13 protein-coding genes and 1 pseudogene are annotated in these 14,478 nt (G+C 63.5%); 11 read left to right on the top strand and 3 right to left on the bottom strand.

All coding sequences use genetic code 11. The features are described 5' to 3' along the window. Position 1 precedes the first annotated feature (1 nt). The 6 genes from ACS5Q0_RS21950 to ACS5Q0_RS21975 all read left to right on the top strand — a co-directional run bounded on the left by ACS5Q0_RS21950 (position 2) and on the right by ACS5Q0_RS21975 (position 6,644). The gene (locus tag ACS5Q0_RS21950) at positions 2 to 1,174 is read left to right on the top strand and encodes a cysteine desulfurase family protein (RefSeq protein ID WP_473128784.1); all 1,173 of its coding nucleotides are present in this window, start codon (positions 2 to 4) and stop codon (positions 1,172 to 1,174) included. A gap of 69 nt (positions 1,175 to 1,243) precedes the next feature. Continuing rightward, entirely contained in the window at positions 1,244 to 2,716 is a 1,473-nt protein-coding gene (gene sufB, locus ACS5Q0_RS21955; protein WP_473128785.1) for a Fe-S cluster assembly protein SufB, read from the top strand. Positions 2,717 to 2,830: 114 nt separating this feature from the next. Next, the gene (sufC, locus tag ACS5Q0_RS21960) at positions 2,831 to 3,583 is read left to right on the top strand and encodes a Fe-S cluster assembly ATPase SufC (protein ID WP_473128786.1); all 753 of its coding nucleotides are present in this window, start codon (positions 2,831 to 2,833) and stop codon (positions 3,581 to 3,583) included. 2 nt (positions 3,584 to 3,585) lie between these two features. Next, entirely contained in the window at positions 3,586 to 4,899 is a 1,314-nt protein-coding gene (gene sufD, locus ACS5Q0_RS21965; protein WP_473128787.1) for a Fe-S cluster assembly protein SufD, read from the top strand. Between the two features lie 115 nt (positions 4,900 to 5,014). Then, a complete protein-coding gene (locus ACS5Q0_RS21970) occupies positions 5,015 to 6,250 on the top strand; it encodes a cysteine desulfurase (protein ID WP_473128788.1) in 1,236 nt (411 codons plus the stop codon). Between the two features lie 10 nt (positions 6,251 to 6,260). Further along, entirely contained in the window at positions 6,261 to 6,644 is a 384-nt protein-coding gene (locus tag ACS5Q0_RS21975) for an SUF system Fe-S cluster assembly protein (protein ID WP_473128789.1), read from the top strand. 4 nt (positions 6,645 to 6,648) lie between these two features. On the opposite strand, the gene ACS5Q0_RS21980 is transcribed toward ACS5Q0_RS21975, so the two are convergent. Further along, entirely contained in the window at positions 6,649 to 7,455 is an 807-nt protein-coding gene (locus ACS5Q0_RS21980; protein WP_473128790.1) for a hypothetical protein, read from the bottom strand. 59 nt (positions 7,456 to 7,514) lie between these two features. Here ACS5Q0_RS21980 and ACS5Q0_RS21985 point away from each other — a divergent pair, with 59 nt between their 5' ends. After that, positions 7,515 to 8,735, top strand: a complete 1,221-nt coding sequence (locus ACS5Q0_RS21985; RefSeq protein ID WP_473128791.1) for an FAD-dependent oxidoreductase — start codon at positions 7,515 to 7,517, stop codon at positions 8,733 to 8,735. Here ACS5Q0_RS21985 and ybaL read toward each other — a convergent pair. Next, the gene (ybaL, locus tag ACS5Q0_RS21990) at positions 8,634 to 10,520 is read right to left on the bottom strand and encodes a YbaL family putative K(+) efflux transporter (protein ID WP_473128792.1); all 1,887 of its coding nucleotides are present in this window, start codon (positions 10,518 to 10,520) and stop codon (positions 8,634 to 8,636) included. The two genes, ACS5Q0_RS21985 and ybaL, sit on opposite strands and share 102 nt — an antisense overlap. 169 nt (positions 10,521 to 10,689) lie before the next feature. On the opposite strand from ybaL, the gene ACS5Q0_RS21995 reads away from it, so the two are divergent. Together ACS5Q0_RS21995 and ACS5Q0_RS22000 are read left to right on the top strand one after the other, a co-directional pair. Beyond that, positions 10,690 to 11,070: a HesB/IscA family protein gene (locus ACS5Q0_RS21995; RefSeq protein ID WP_473128793.1), complete on the top strand. Its 381-nt coding sequence runs from the start codon at positions 10,690 to 10,692 to the stop codon at positions 11,068 to 11,070. Positions 11,071 to 11,075: 5 nt separating this feature from the next. Beyond that, positions 11,076 to 11,465, top strand: a complete 390-nt coding sequence (locus tag ACS5Q0_RS22000) for a TfoX/Sxy family protein (RefSeq protein WP_473128794.1) — start codon at positions 11,076 to 11,078, stop codon at positions 11,463 to 11,465. A 138-nt stretch (positions 11,466 to 11,603) separates the two neighbouring features. Here the strand turns inward: ACS5Q0_RS22000 and ACS5Q0_RS22005 are convergent, their stop codons facing one another. Continuing rightward, complete coding sequence (locus tag ACS5Q0_RS22005) at positions 11,604 to 13,058, bottom strand: DEAD/DEAH box helicase (RefSeq protein WP_473128795.1); 1,455 nt, start codon at positions 13,056 to 13,058, stop codon at positions 11,604 to 11,606. Between the two features lie 174 nt (positions 13,059 to 13,232). Between ACS5Q0_RS22005 and ACS5Q0_RS22010 the strand changes: the two genes are divergently transcribed. Then, positions 13,233 to 13,931, top strand: coding sequence for an alpha/beta fold hydrolase (locus tag ACS5Q0_RS22010; protein ID WP_473128796.1), 699 nt, complete (start codon positions 13,233 to 13,235; stop codon positions 13,929 to 13,931). Positions 13,932 to 14,243: 312 nt separating this feature from the next. Next, a pseudogene (locus ACS5Q0_RS22015) lies at positions 14,244 to 14,478 on the top strand (outer membrane protein); the annotation flags it as partial.

Consider the following 14,478-nt stretch of genomic DNA (forward strand, 5'->3'; position numbering starts at 1 on the left):
CATGGCGACGGGCCAGCGCACATATCTCGATCATAACGCTACGTCGCCATTGCGCCCGGAGGTGGCGGAGGTGCTCGTGCGTGTGCTGCAGCTGCCTGGCAACGCCTCTTCCGTTCACGCCGAGGGCCGCGCCGCGAGGGCCGAGATCGAGACTGCGCGGGCCGCCGTCGCCAGGCTGGTCGGCGCGAAGGCGAAAAACGTGATCTTTACGAGCGGCGGCACCGAGGCCGCGAATCTCGTCCTGACGCCGTCCTTCCGCCGTCTCGGTCAGGTGGGTGCGACGCGCCTTCTGATCGGCGCGACCGAGCATCCCTGCGTTCTCAACGGCCATCGCTTCCCCACCGACAAGGTCCACATCATCCCCGTCGACGGGGACGGAATCCTTGATCTCGCCTGGCTCAAGTCTCACCTGGAGGACACACCCGGCGAGCGGGTTCTGGTTTCCGTCCAGCTGGCCAACAACGAAACCGGCGTTCTCCAGCCCATCGCCGAGATCGCGAAGCTGGTCCATGACCATGGCGGGTTCGTTCACACCGACGCGGTGCAGGCGGCAGGCCGCGTCCCATTGGACATCGCGAGCCTCGGCGTCGATGCGCTGACTCTGTCCGCCCACAAGCTCGGCGGTCCGAAGGGGGCAGGGGCTCTGGTGCTCGCCTCCGATCAGTACGAGATCGGCGAGCGGCTGATCCGGGGCGGCGGTCAGGAGAAGAACTACCGGGCCGGCACCGAGAACGTGGCGGCTATCGCAGGCTTCGGCGCTGCGGCGGAGCTTGCCCTGGACGGGCTTGAGCAGGAGGCCGGGCGGCTGCGGGAGCTGCGGAATGCGGCTGAGACGCATGTGCGCCGGATTGCCCCGGAGGCTCTCGTTGTGGGTGCCGGCGCGGAAAGGTTGCCTAATACCTTGGCCTTTGCCATACCCGGCCTTAAGGCCGAGACGGCGTTGATCGCCTTCGATCTGGCGGGGGTCGCCCTGTCTTCCGGTTCGGCCTGCTCGTCCGGGAAGGTCAAGCGGTCGCATGTGCTCGACGCCATGGGCGTGGAGCAGGCCCTCGCAGAGGGCGTTTTGCGCGTGAGTTTGGGGTGGTCGACCACACATGAGGACGTCATCCGCTTTGCGGAGGCGTGCGAAACGGTGGTGGCCACCTTATATAAGCGGAAGGCGAGCGCGGCCTGAAAAGCCCCGCCCGATTTCCATGTCATATCAACCCGCGGCCCTTGAAGCCGTGAGAGGTGGGAGAGACAGATGCCTGCAGTGCAGGAGACGATCGATCAGGTCCGGTCGATTGACGTCGATCAGTACAAATATGGCTTCGAGACCGAGGTCGAGATGGAAAAGGCCCCGAAAGGCCTTTCCGAGGACGTGATCCGCTTCATCTCGGGCAAGAAGGGCGAGCCCGAATGGATGCTCCAGTGGCGCCTCGACGCCTACAAGCGCTGGCTCACCATGAAAGAGCCGAGCTGGGCGCGCGTGTCCTACGACAAGATCGATTACAACGATATTTATTACTACGCCGCCCCTAAGAAGAACCCGGCGCCGAAGTCCCTCGACGAGGTGGATCCCGAGATTCTCAAGACCTATGAGAAGCTCGGCATTCCGCTGCGTGAGCAGGAGGTTCTGGCCGGGGTCGAGCCGCAGAACCGCGTGGCCGTGGATGCGGTGTTCGACAGCGTGTCCGTGGCGACGACCTTCAAGGAAGAGCTGAAGAAGGCCGGCGTCATCTTCATGCCGATCTCCGAGGCGATCCGCGAATATCCCGATCTCGTGCGCCAGTATCTCGGCTCGGTCGTGCCGGTGACGGACAACTTCTTCGCGACGCTGAACTCGGCCGTCTTCACGGACGGCTCGTTCGTCTATGTGCCGCCGGGCGTGCGCTGCCCGATGGAGCTGTCCACCTATTTCCGCATCAACGAGAAGGACACGGGCCAGTTCGAGCGGACGCTCATCATCGCCGACAAGGGCTCCTACGTCTCGTATCTCGAGGGCTGCACGGCCCCCAAGCGTGACGAGAACCAGCTCCACGCCGCCGTAGTCGAGCTGATCGCCCTCGACGATGCCGAGATCAAGTACTCGACGGTCCAGAACTGGTACCCGGGCAATGCCGAAGGCAAGGGCGGCATCTACAACTTCGTGACCAAGCGCGGCGATTGCCGCGGCAGGAATTCGGTCATCACCTGGACCCAGGTCGAGACCGGTTCGGCGATCACGTGGAAATATCCGTCCTGCATCCTGCGCGGCGACAACTCGCGCGGCGAGTTCTATTCGATCGCCGTGTCGAACGGCATGCAGCAGGTCGATTCCGGCACCAAGATGATCCATCTCGGCAAGAACACCACGAGCCGGATCATCTCGAAGGGCATCGCGGCCGGCCGTTCCGAGAACACCTATCGCGGTCTGGTTTCGGCTCACCGCAAGGCGACCGGCGCGCGCAACTTCACGAACTGCGATTCGCTGCTGATCGGCAACGAATGCGGCGCGCACACGGTGCCCTACATCGAGTCGAAGAACGCCACCGCCGTGTTCGAGCACGAGGCGACTACATCGAAGATCTCGGAAGATCAGATGTTCTACTGCCAGCAGCGCGGCCTCTCGGAAGAGGAGGCGACGGCGCTCATCGTGAACGGCTTCGTGAAGGATGTGCTGCAGCATCTCCCCATGGAGTTCGCCGTGGAGGCCCAGAAGCTCATCTCGATCTCGCTGGAAGGCTCGGTCGGCTAATTCAGGAACAAGACGTGGGTGCCCGGGACAAGCCCGGGCGTGACGCGAGACCTCCAGGCCCGTCACGGCCGGATTTGATCCGGCCATCCACGCCTCTAGAAACGGAATACTCAGATGCTCGAAATCAAGAACCTTGTTGTCCAGATCGAGGACAAGCGCATTCTCAACGGTCTCAATCTCACCGTGAACAAGGGCGAGGTTGCCGCCATCATGGGGCCGAACGGCTCGGGCAAGTCGACGCTCTCCTACGTGATCGCCGGCAAGGAGGATTACGAAATCCTCGACGGCGAGGTCCTGCTCGACGGCCAGAACCTGCTCGAAATGGAGCCGGATCAGCGCGCGGCGGCCGGTGTCTTCCTTGCCTTCCAGTACCCGCTGGAGATCCCCGGCGTCGGCACCATGACCTTCCTGAAGGCCGCTCTCAACGCGCAGCGCAAGGCGCGCGGGCTGGACGAGCTGACCACGCCCGAGTTCATCAAGCAGGTGAATGCGGCTGCCGCCAAGCTCGAGATGCCCAAGGACATGCTCAAGCGCGCCCTCAACGTCGGCTTCTCCGGCGGTGAGAAGAAGCGCATGGAGATCCTGCAGATGGCGCTGCTCCAGCCGTCCTTCTGCATCCTCGACGAGACGGATTCCGGCCTCGACATCGACGCGCTGCGCGTCGTGTCGGAGGGCGTGAACTCGCTCCGTTCGCCGGATCGCGCGTTCCTGGTCATCACCCACTATCAGCGCCTCCTGAACCACATCGTGCCCGATACCGTGCACGTGATGCATGGCGGACGCATCGTGCGCACCGGCGGCAAGGAGCTCGCGCTCGAGCTCGAAGCCAACGGCTACGCCGATTACCGGGAAAGCGAGGCCGCGTGACCATGGCCGATGTGACCCTCATGAAGACGCCGGCGGAAACCGCGCTGGTGCAGGCCTTCGAGAGCGCCAGGACGACGCTTCCGGGCGACGCGGAGTCGCGCGCCCAGGCCTTTGAGCAGTTCTCCTCCCGGGGGCTCCCGCACCGCCGGGTCGAGGAGTTCAAGTATACGGACCTCCGCGCGCTTATGCGCGAGATCGCGCCTTTCGCGAACGTACCCTCCACCGAGGAGGCGAAGGCCGCACTGCAGGGCTCGAAAGCCTTCGCAGAGGTGAGCGCGCTCCAGGTGCCGTTCGTGAACGGCCATTTCGTGCGCGAGGCGGTGGACTTCCACAACCTGCCCGAGGGCATCGAAATCGTGCCGCTGCGGGAGGCCATGGCCAATGGCCACCAATGGCTGGCGAAGCTCAGCCCGGTTCCGTGGGCGAGCGACAACCCGGTCTATCAGCTCAACACGTCCTTCATGGCGGACGGGGTGATGGTCCGCGTCGCCGGTAAGGTCGAGACGCCGGTTCATCTGCGCTTCGTGACGGCGGCCGGTTCCGCGGTCGCTACCGCCACCCGCGTGCTCGTGGTGGTGGAGGACGACGCATCGGTCACGCTCCTCGAATCCCACGAGAGCACCGACGGCGCGAACCACCAGCCGAACGACGTGGTGGAGATGATCGCGGGCGACCGGTCGAACGTGCAGCACGTTCGCCTGAACGCCGAAGGTGACAAGTCTCTGGCCTTGTCGACGCTCGCCCTGAAGATCGGCGGCGAGGCGACCTTCAACAGCATCAACGTGGTGACCGGCGCCGCCACGTCGCGCCACCAGGTCTATGCCGTCCTCGACGGTGCGAACACGCACCTGCGCGTCAACGGCGCGTCGATGCTGAAAGGCACGCAGCACGGCGATTCCACGCTCGTGGTCGAGCACAATGCGCTCCACTGCGAGAGCCGCGAGCTGTTCAAGACCGTGATCGACGGCGAGGCCACCGGCGTCTTCCAGGGCAAGATCATCGTTCCCCATCATGCCCAGAAGACCGACGGCCGCATGATGTCGGCGGCGCTCCTCCTCGCGGAGGGCGGTTCCATGAACAACAAGCCGGAACTCGAAATCTTCGCCGACGACGTGCAGTGCGCCCACGGCGCCACCTGCGGCCAGCTCGATGAGGATCTCCTGTTCTATCTCATGGCCCGCGGCCTGCCGAAGAAGGATGCCGAGAGCCTCCTCGTCCAGGCATTCCTCGGAGAAGCCATCGAGTTCGTTGAGAACGAGAGCGCCCGCGAGGCCCTGATCGGCACGGTCGAGAACTGGCTGAAGGCCCGTTCGTAAAACACGACGTCATGGCCGGGCTCGTCCCGGCCATCTCGATCGGAGAGGCACGCGCTTTTCTGAGTTGGGATCACCGGCACAAGGCCGGTGATGACGTGAAGGGAAGTATCAGGCGATGAACATGCAAGTGAAGCCATACGACGTCGAGACGATCCGGGCGCAGTTCCCGATCCTGTCGCAACAGGTCTACGGCAAGCCGCTCGTCTATCTCGACAATGCCGCCTCGGCGCAGAAGCCGAAGGCCGTGATCGACGCCATGGTCAATGCCATGGAGACGGGCTACGCCAACGTCCATCGCGGCCTGCATTACATGGCCAATGTGGCGACCGAGGGCTTCGAGCGGGCGCGCGAGACCGTGCGCGAGTTCATCAATGCCGGTTCGATCGACGAGATCGTCTTCACGAAATCGGCCACGGAAGCGTACAATCTCGTGGCGGATTCCTTCGGCCGCATGAATATCGGGGAGGGGGACGAGATCATCCTCTCCATCATGGAGCACCATTCCAACATCGTGCCCTGGCACTTCCTGCGCGAGCGCAAGGGAGCCGTCATCAAATGGGCCCCGGTGGACGACGAGGGTAACTTCCTGGTCGAGGAATTCGAGAAGCTCTTTTCGCCCCGCACGAAGATGGTCGCCATCACGCACATGTCCAATGTGCTCGGCACCGCGACGCCCATGAAGGAGATCATCCGCATCGCCCATGGTCACGGGGTTCCGGTTCTGGTGGACGGCGCTCAGGGCGCGGTCCATCTCGACGTGGACGTGCGCGACCTCGATGCCGATTTCTACGTGTTCACGGGCCACAAGGTCTATGGGCCGACCGGGATCGGTGTTCTCTACGGCAAGCGCGAGCTGCTCGAAAAGATGCCGCCTTACCAGGGCGGCGGCGAGATGATCCGCGAGGTGCGCGAGGACGCGATCACCTACAACGATCCGCCGCACCGCTTCGAGGCGGGAACGCCCGCGATCATCGAAGCAATCGGCCTGGACGCCGCGCTCCGCTTCATGCTGGAGCTCGGCCGCGAGAACATCCGCGCTCACGAGGAGGCCCTGTCGGCCTACGCTCACGAGCGCCTGCGGGCCATGAACTCCATCCGCATCATCGGCGAGGCCAAAGGCAAGGGGCCGATCATCGCCTTCGAGATGAAGAACGCCCATGCCCACGACGTTGCGACCATCATCGACCGGCAGGGCGTGGCGGTTCGCGCCGGCACCCATTGCGCCATGCCGCTCTTGAACCGCTTCGGAGCGACCTCCACCTGCCGTGCATCGTTCGGCCTCTACAACACCATGGAAGAAGTCGATAAACTGGTGGACGCCTTGCAGAAGGCGGAAACCCTGTTTGCCTAAGGATAGACCTGTGAACGACCAGACCCCCATCCAGGACGGGCCCAACGCGCCGCAGGTGTCGCCCGGCTCAGGGATCCCCCCGGAAGAGCTCGACCGCATGACGGACGACATCATCGCCGCGCTCAAGACCGTCTACGATCCCGAGATTCCGGCAGACATCTACGAGCTTGGCCTGATCTACCGCGTCGACATCGACGACGACCGGAACGTGGCCATCGACATGACGCTTACGGCTCCGGGATGCCCGGTCGCCGGGGAAATGCCAGGCTGGGTGGAGAACGCAGTGGCTTCGGTGCCGGGCGTGCAGAGCGTGAAAGCCACCATCGTCTTCGATCCCCCGTGGGACCAGAGCCGCATGTCCGACGAGGCCCGTGTCGCCCTCGACATGTGGTAAGGGCTCAGTCGCTCCTCAATGCACTCAGCACAGTTAGAATCTGTTCTGGGCTGCTGACCCCCTGATCAAGCGCCAGGAAGCATATCATGGATATCGGCTTTCCTGTTTGCGCAGCAGCTTCGACCTTGTGGTGCCCATCCAGCAGATAGTGAGCGAGGCAATAGTGTGTCTCGCTGCTGTCTCCCTTCGGAGAGGTCGAGGGCGTCTTCACATCGAGGATGGAGATGGCCAGAGCAGTCGGGCAAGCCCCTCGTGGAAGCTCCTCTCGAAAGTAATTGATCCGCGCCTGATTGAGCCAAGTTTTCGGGAACATAGGCACTACGAACTCGAATAGGCTCTCCCTCTGGCCAATCTGAAGAGTATCGGCTCTATAGTAAGTGACTTTCGGATGACGCGGTAAGCCCCAGAAGGTATCCAGGCCAGAATTTTTGATCTGCTCATTTGCGAAGTAATCCAGGTTTGATCCGAGCTTAACGTCGCTGACGAGGGTTCTCAGAAGAAGGATTTCGTACGCTCCGCTCGGAAATATGGCTTCGAGCGTCGACAGAGCAGATTGTGTCAGCTCCTGCATTCCCTCGCTGAGGGCGTCCTTCAAGGCACCTATCTCAGGCTTGGCGTTTGCGCCCTCGTGCCGTTCGAAGAAAAAGTCGCAAGTGTCACAAACATTGCCGATCAAAAACGCCTTGTTTCCTTTTACCATCAGCCAGCGCCACCACCCGGGCCAATGCTCGTCGCCCCCGTCGGTCGTGAAGGATATAGCGCCCTCGGAGGACGAGATGACGCGATGCAATGAGGAAATCACCTTACTCATTGCAATATTATATCTGATTTGCGGGTGGTGTCAGTATTCAATGTGACGGAGGCCCGATCATGGACACGCCGCAAGCCCCTGAAACGCTCCACACCCGCTGCTGCATCGTCGGCGGGGGACCGGCCGGGATCATGTTGGGATTCCTCCTGGCCCGGCAGGGAACCGACGTCGTCGTCCTCGAAAAGCACGCCGATTTTCTGCGGGATTTTCGCGGCGACACCATACATCCCTCGACCCTCGATCTCATGGGCGAGCTGGGCCTTTTGGACGAGTTCCTCACGAGACCGCATCAGAAAACGCAGACCGTCAGCCTCAGGGTCGGCGACAGCCTGCTGAAGCTCGGCGATTTCTCGCATCTCCCGACCCGCTGCAAGTTCGTCGTCTTCATGCCGCAATGGGACTTCCTCGATTTCATGGTCGAGCATGCCCGTTCCTATCCGCGCTTTCATCTGCGGATGCAGGCGGAGGCGGTGGACCTGATCGAGGGGGGAGGGCGCATCACCGGCGTTCGCGCAAGGACGCCGGAGGGCCTCCTCGACGTGATGTGCGACCTGGTCGTCGCGGCGGACGGCAGGCATTCGATCATGCGGGAAAAGGCGGGCCTGCCGGTGCTCGATATCGGTGCGCCCATGGACGTGCTGTGGATGCGGGTCTCGAAACTCCCCGGCGACCCCAGCAATCTGCTGGGCCATATCGAGGCCGGGCGGATGCTGGTGATGATCGACCGCGGCGCGTATTGGCAATGCGCCTATCTCATCCCCAAGGGATCGTTCGAAACCGTCAGGAACGAAGGCCTGGCTGCTTTCCGGCGCAGCCTGGCAAGCCTTGCTCCGTTCCTGGGAGAGCGGGTGGAGGAGATCCGCAGCTGGGACGACATCAGGCTCCTGACCGTGACCGTCGACCGGCTGACGCAATGGTCCAGGCCGGGACTGCTCTGCATCGGCGATGCGGCCCATGCCATGTCGCCCATCGGCGGCGTCGGCATCAACCTCGCCATCCAAGATGCGGTGGCGACGGCGAACATCCTCGGGCCCTCGCTCAAGCGCGGGGCACTGGATCCGGGGAAGCTCGCTCTGGTGCAGAAAAGGCGGGAGCTTCCAACGCGGCTCACCCAAGGCATGCAGGTGCTCGTTCAGAAGCGGTTGATCGATCCGGTTCTCAAGACGACCGGGCCGGTGTCAGCGCCCTGGCTCATCCGCGTGCTGGCTCGCTGGCCGTGGTTCAGGCGCCTTCCGGCCCGTCTCATCGGCATCGGTTTCCGGCCGGAGCATGTGCGATAGGGCGCTCTCGTCCTCACGTTCCGGCGCGGCTTCCTCCGTCGCACCCTCGGCGATGTCGTCGGCCTCCTCGACGGAGGAGAGGATGGGCGCGCGGGGAGCGTCGGGAACCGCCGAGACCATGGCGCGGGCGATTTCCTGCTCTCCCATCACCACCCGCGTCGCGCCGTATTTCATGACGTGATCTTCCTGGGCGGCGGAATGGACGCGCACGACGATCGGCAGGTCCAGGTTGAGCTTGCGGGCCTGTTCGACGACCTGCCCGCTCTCGAAGGCGTCCGGGATGGCGACCAGGAGGCAGCGGGCCCCCGCGATATTCGCGGCGGCGGCGACCTCCGGATCCGCCGCATTGCCGATCAGGGTCTCGACACTCTCCTGCGGCAGCTCCGCGAGCTGCGTCTTGTTCGTCTCGATGATCAGGAAAGGAGTTCCGGTGGAGGAGAGCTTCCGGCTGATGAACTTGCCGACGCGGCCGTGGCCGACAAGGACAACATGATCCGTCAGGGATGTCATCGGAAGAGGCTCCCGCGTCACGGGCGCAGGCTCGGCCACCATTGCGGCGGCCGCTTTGGCCTCGGCGGCGGCCTTCTCGCTTTTCGCGGCTTCCCGCTTGGCGAACCAGCGATCCAGCAGTGCAAACAGGAACGGGTTCATCAGGATCGAGAGGATCGCGCCGGCCAGGATCAGGTCGCGCCCCTCGCTCGGCAGCAACTGGAGTTCGACGCCGAGGCCCGCGAGAATGAACGAGAACTCGCCGATCTGGGCCAGGCTCGCCGCAATGGTCAGCGCCGTCGTGTCCGGATGCCGGAACAGGCGGACGATGCCGTAGGCGGCGAGCGACTTGCCAACGACGATGATCAGGAACGTGGCGAGCACCGGCCCAAAATCGTGGACGAGGATCATCGGATCGAACAGCATGCCGACCGAGACGAAGAACAGCACGGCGAAGGCATCGCGCAGCGGCAGCGTTTCGGAGGCGGCGCGGTGGCTCAGCTCCGACTCGCTCAGGACCATGCCCGCAAAGAAGGCGCCGAGGGCGAAGGATACTCCGAACAGCTCCGCCGCCCCGAAAGCCGTGCCGAGGGCGATGGCGAGAACCGCCAGGCGGAACAGCTCTCGGGAGCCCGTATGAGCCACGTAATGCAGGATCCATGGGATGACGCGACGGCCCACGACCAGCATGACCGCCACGAAGGCGAGGACCTTGCCGAAGGTGAGGCCGAGCGAAAGAGCAATCGATTCGAGATCGGCGTTAGCGCCCGCCGTCGCCTTGGCGAAGGCCGGCAGAAGCACCAGGGTCAGCACCATGGCGAGGTCTTCGACGATCAGCCAGCCGACCGCGATATGGCCGCGCTCCGTGTCCACGAGGCGGCGTTCCTGCAGGGCGCGCAGCAGCACGACCGTACTGGCCACCGATAGGGCAAGGCCGAAGACCAGGCCGCCTTCGAGGCTCCAGCCCATCAGCCAGGCGAGCCCCATTCCGAGGAGAGTGGCGCTGGCGATCTGGACGATCGCGCCCGGAACGGCGATGGCGCGGACGGACAGGAGGTCCTTCAGGGAGAAGTGAAGGCCGACGCCGAACATGAGCAGGATCACGCCGATCTCGGCGAGCTGGTTGGAGAGCGTCTGGTCCGCCACGTAGCCGGGCGTGAAGGGGCCGACGAGAACCCCTGCGAGGAGATAGCCGACCAGGGGAGAGATGCGAAGCCGCTGCGCGATAGCGCCGAGAATGAACGCCAGGACGAGGCCGACGACGATCGTGGATATCAGCGGCATGTGATGCGGCATCTGTTCTCCTTGGATGGATTTTGTCTTTGGGAAAGCATACCCCGTATGAGGCACGCGGCCGCCAATCACAACCCTGTTGATCTCGACGTTTGCCCTGGGATCTCTTATCTATGGAATATCGTACTCGTTCTGCCCGGGCCTTGAACCCGGCTGCCAGGAGAGAAGGCTAATGGCTCTACCCGGTTTCAAGGTCGTCACCTTGACGGACGCGGCGGCGAACCGCGTCAAGGACATCATCAGCAAGGCCGACCGGCCGATCGTCGGCGTCCGCGTGGGCGTGAAGAACGGCGGCTGCGCTGGCATGTCCTACACCATGGAATATGCCGAGAGCATCAACCCGCTCGACGAAGTGGTCGAGGACAAGGGCGTGACCGTGCTGATCGACCCGAAAGCGGTGCTGTTCCTGCTCGGCACGGAGATGGATTTCCAGACGACGAAGATGTCGTCCCAGTTCGTCTTCAACAATCCCAACCAGACCTCTGCCTGCGGTTGCGGCGAATCCGTCGCGATCACACCGGCGACGCCGCCCGCGCTCCACAGCGCCGGTTGAAAGCGATGGATGCCGAGGCCATCCGCGAGATCTTCCAGACATTCGGTCCGGTCAGCATCCGCCGCATGTTCGGCGGGCAGGGGGTCTACCGGGAAGGGGTGATGTTCGCCCTCGAAAGCGACGGCGAGCTCTACCTGAAGGTCGATGACGAGAGCCTCGGATTCTTCCGCGATCTCGGCTCGCGGCCCTTCAGCTATCGGACCAAGGATGGCCGGACGACGATCATGAGCTATTGGCTCATGCCGGAATCGGCTTTGGACGACCCTGACGAGGCGGCAGGCTTGGCCCGCATGGCGTTGGGAGCGGCCCTGCGGGGGAAAGCGGCGGCTGCGAAGAAGACGAAAAAGTCTTCTCCCGTCCGGAAATCGCGGAAAACTTCGGAACCTGCGCTTTAGCGCTCATGCCCGCGCCTGTCGCGGACATCCACGTCTTAGTGGCGCAGCGGCTCTTAAGACGTGGCTGGCTCGTCATGGCGACAGAGCTGAGGCGCCGGACGGGCCCGAAAGCGCAGGGCCCGCTTCACGTCGGATGCTCTAGGACTTCTTGATCGTGACCGGCCGCATCAGGAAGGCCGGTACGTGATCGCCCATTCCCTTGACCGGCACATCATCATCGTCACGGCGCGAACGGCCCTGGTTCCCCCTGCCGGAAGCGCGCTCCCTTTCCGGGCGCGGCTTGCGCGCGGGCTGCTCCTGATGGGGAGCCGCTGATTCCCGTACGGGCGCCGCTTCCTCTTTCTCGCCTTCGGATCCGCCCCGCTGACGGCCGCCGGAGCGAACCTTGACCTTGCGGCCACGGGACGAGCGCTCTTCGCCTCGGCCGCCGCGGCGGCGGGACGAGCCCTCGGAGGGCGGGAGTTCGGCGAGGGTCGGGCCCTCCCATTCGATGGAGGTGCCGATCAGCTTTTCGATGGCGGCCAGGGATTTCTCATCGCCCGGTCCGACGAGCGTGAAGGAGTAACCGACACGACCCGCGCGGCCGGTGCGGCCGATGCGGTGGACGTAATCCTCGGCGTGGTGGGGCACGTCGTAATTGAAGACGTGACTCACGGTTGGAATGTCGAGGCCCCGGGCGGCGACGTCGCTCGCCACCAGAATGGGCATTTCGCCGCTGCGGAAACTGTCGAGCGCAGCCATGCGGGCATGCTGGTCCATGTCGCCGTGAAGCGCCACGGCCGCGAAGCCGTGCTTCTGCAGCGAACGATGGAGCACGGCCACGTCGCGTTTCCGGTTGCAGAACACGACGGCGTTCTGCAGATCGGTCGCGTTGCGGATCAGGCCGCGCAGCGTGTCACGCTTCTCCCAATCCTCCCGTCCCGTCGCCACGAGGCGCTGGGTGATCGTCGCCGCCGTGGAGGCGGCGCGGGCGACCTCGACCTTGACCGGATTGTGCAGGAAGGCATCCGCGAGGCGCTGGATCTCCGGCGGCATGGTCGCCGAGAAGAAGAGCGTCTGGCGCGTGAAGGGCACGAGCTTCACGATGCGCTCGATATCCGGGATGAAGCCCATGTCGAGCATGCGGTCGGCTTCGTCGATCACGAGAAGCTCGACTCCCGTCAGCAGCAGCTTGCCACGCTCGAAATGGTCGAGCAGGCGGCCCGGTGTCGCGATCAGCACGTCGACGCCGCGGGTGATCTTGGCGTCTTGGTCTCCGAAGGAAACGCCGCCGATCAGCAGGGCCACGGAAAGCTTGTGGTAGATGCCGTACTTGTCGAAGTTGTCTTGGACCTGCGCGGCCAGTTCCCGGGTGGGCTCCAGGATCAGCGTCCGCGGCATGCGCGCCCGGGCGCGGCCATGTTCGAGCAGCGTGAGCATCGGCAGCGTGAAGGCGGCCGTCTTGCCCGTGCCGGTCTGGGCAATGCCGAGAACGTCCTTGCGGGCGAGCACATGGGGAATGGCCTGCGCCTGAATTGGCGTCGGCTCCGTGTAACCGGCCGCGGCGACAGCCTGTTGAACTTTATCGCTAAGTCCGAGTTCGGCGAAGGACATGAATCTCTATACCGTTGGGGTAGGATGCGCTGACAGTGCCGGCCGCGCTCTACGGCAACAAACAGGCGCGAGACTGGTTTCACCTGAGGCTCTTGCTCAAGTCAAAGGTGTGGCGGGACCATAGGACAAGCTATGAGCTTGTCAATACAAGCAAACTTGCACAGGAAGGAAGAAATGGCCGAAACATTGGTTCTGGTTCCGGGTTTGGCCTGCACGGCGCGCCTGTTCGATGCTCAGATTGCCGCTTTGTCCGGAAACAGGAACGTAGTCGTCGCCGACCATACGCGAGATGATTCGATTCCTGCAATAGCCGCACGGCTTTTGGAGGAGGCGCCCGAGCGCTTCGCCCTCGCGGGGTTGTCCATGGGCGGATACGTGGCCATGGAGGTCATGCGCCAGGCTCCCGAGCGCGTCGAACGTCTCGCACTTCTCGATACCACGGCCCTGCCGGACACCCCGGAGGCCAGCCGCGATCGCGAGCGACTCATCGATCTGGCAGAGGCAGGACGCTTCAAGGCGATTCACGCGAAGCTCTGGCAGCGCCAGGTGCATCCTGACCGTCAAGGCGATCCTGATCTGCAGGCCATCGTGCTCGAAATGCTGCGCGACACGGGAGCGGATGCCTACATCAGGCAGCAGCGCGCGATCATGGGCCGACCTGATTCGCGCCCGCTTCTCCCCGGCATCGAAATTCCAACATTGATTCTCGTTGGCGAGGGCGATGCCATCACGCCTCCCGAGATCGCCCGGGAAATGGCCGACATGATCGAATGGGCCTCTCTTACGGTTGTGAGCGAGGCCGGTCACCTGTCCAGCCTGGAGCAGCCTGAACGGGTCGCACATGCCTTGCGGCTCTGGCTCGAAGAGGGCTGAGAGATGTGCAGGGAAGGTGCTATTTTCCTGCATGGTCAATGATTTCTTACCTGCGATAAGCTGTCGTGTCAGGTGTGCTTCTGCGATCTTGGTTTGAAAAATAATCGCATCAAAACAATAGGATAGGGCGGATTCCCCTCGTTCCTGCCGTTGGCGCACCGCGTGTCCGGGGCCAGATTTGAGCCGACAGATGCCTCTAAGAGAGGGGTGTGATGTTGCTTCGATTGTTCACTGTTGCGTAAAAGTGACAGACGTTGAGGCAACCCTGAGTTAGAAGCGAGGCCATAGCGTTCTTCGCGAATGGATAAATCAATGAAAAAGATTCTCCTCTCTTCGGTTGCTCTTCTCGGCCTGACCGCTGGCGCCATGGCTGCCGACCTCCCGTCCCGCCGCGCTCCGGCTCCGATCGTGGCCGCTGTTCCGGTCTTCACCTGGACCGGCTTCTACGTCGGTGTGAACGCCGGTGTTGGCTTCAACAACGGCGACGACGATCTCGTGTTCGGCACGGACACCATCTTCGCTGACAGCAATGACGACGCCAGCTTCA

Source organism: Microvirga sp. HS2 (genome assembly GCF_055792805.1).

Excerpts from the sequence above, each read along its gene's own strand:
- ACS5Q0_RS21950 (WP_473128784.1), top strand. The coding sequence starts at position 2 with ATGGCGACGGGCCAGCGCACATATCTCGATCATAACGCTACGTCGCCA.
- sufB (WP_473128785.1), top strand. The coding sequence starts at position 1,244 with ATGCCTGCAGTGCAGGAGACGATCGATCAGGTCCGGTCGATTGACGTC.
- sufC (WP_473128786.1), top strand. The coding sequence starts at position 2,831 with ATGCTCGAAATCAAGAACCTTGTTGTCCAGATCGAGGACAAGCGCATT.
- sufD (WP_473128787.1), top strand. The coding sequence starts at position 3,586 with ATGGCCGATGTGACCCTCATGAAGACGCCGGCGGAAACCGCGCTGGTG.
- ACS5Q0_RS21970 (WP_473128788.1), top strand. The coding sequence starts at position 5,015 with ATGAACATGCAAGTGAAGCCATACGACGTCGAGACGATCCGGGCGCAG.
- ACS5Q0_RS21980 (WP_473128790.1), bottom strand. The coding sequence starts at position 7,455 with ATGAGTAAGGTGATTTCCTCATTGCATCGCGTCATCTCGTCCTCCGAG.
- ACS5Q0_RS21985 (WP_473128791.1), top strand. The coding sequence starts at position 7,515 with ATGGACACGCCGCAAGCCCCTGAAACGCTCCACACCCGCTGCTGCATC.
- ybaL (WP_473128792.1), bottom strand. The coding sequence starts at position 10,520 with ATGCCGCATCACATGCCGCTGATATCCACGATCGTCGTCGGCCTCGTC.
- ACS5Q0_RS21995 (WP_473128793.1), top strand. The coding sequence starts at position 10,690 with ATGGCTCTACCCGGTTTCAAGGTCGTCACCTTGACGGACGCGGCGGCG.
- ACS5Q0_RS22000 (WP_473128794.1), top strand. The coding sequence starts at position 11,076 with ATGGATGCCGAGGCCATCCGCGAGATCTTCCAGACATTCGGTCCGGTC.
- ACS5Q0_RS22005 (WP_473128795.1), bottom strand. The coding sequence starts at position 13,058 with ATGTCCTTCGCCGAACTCGGACTTAGCGATAAAGTTCAACAGGCTGTC.
- ACS5Q0_RS22010 (WP_473128796.1), top strand. The coding sequence starts at position 13,233 with ATGGCCGAAACATTGGTTCTGGTTCCGGGTTTGGCCTGCACGGCGCGC.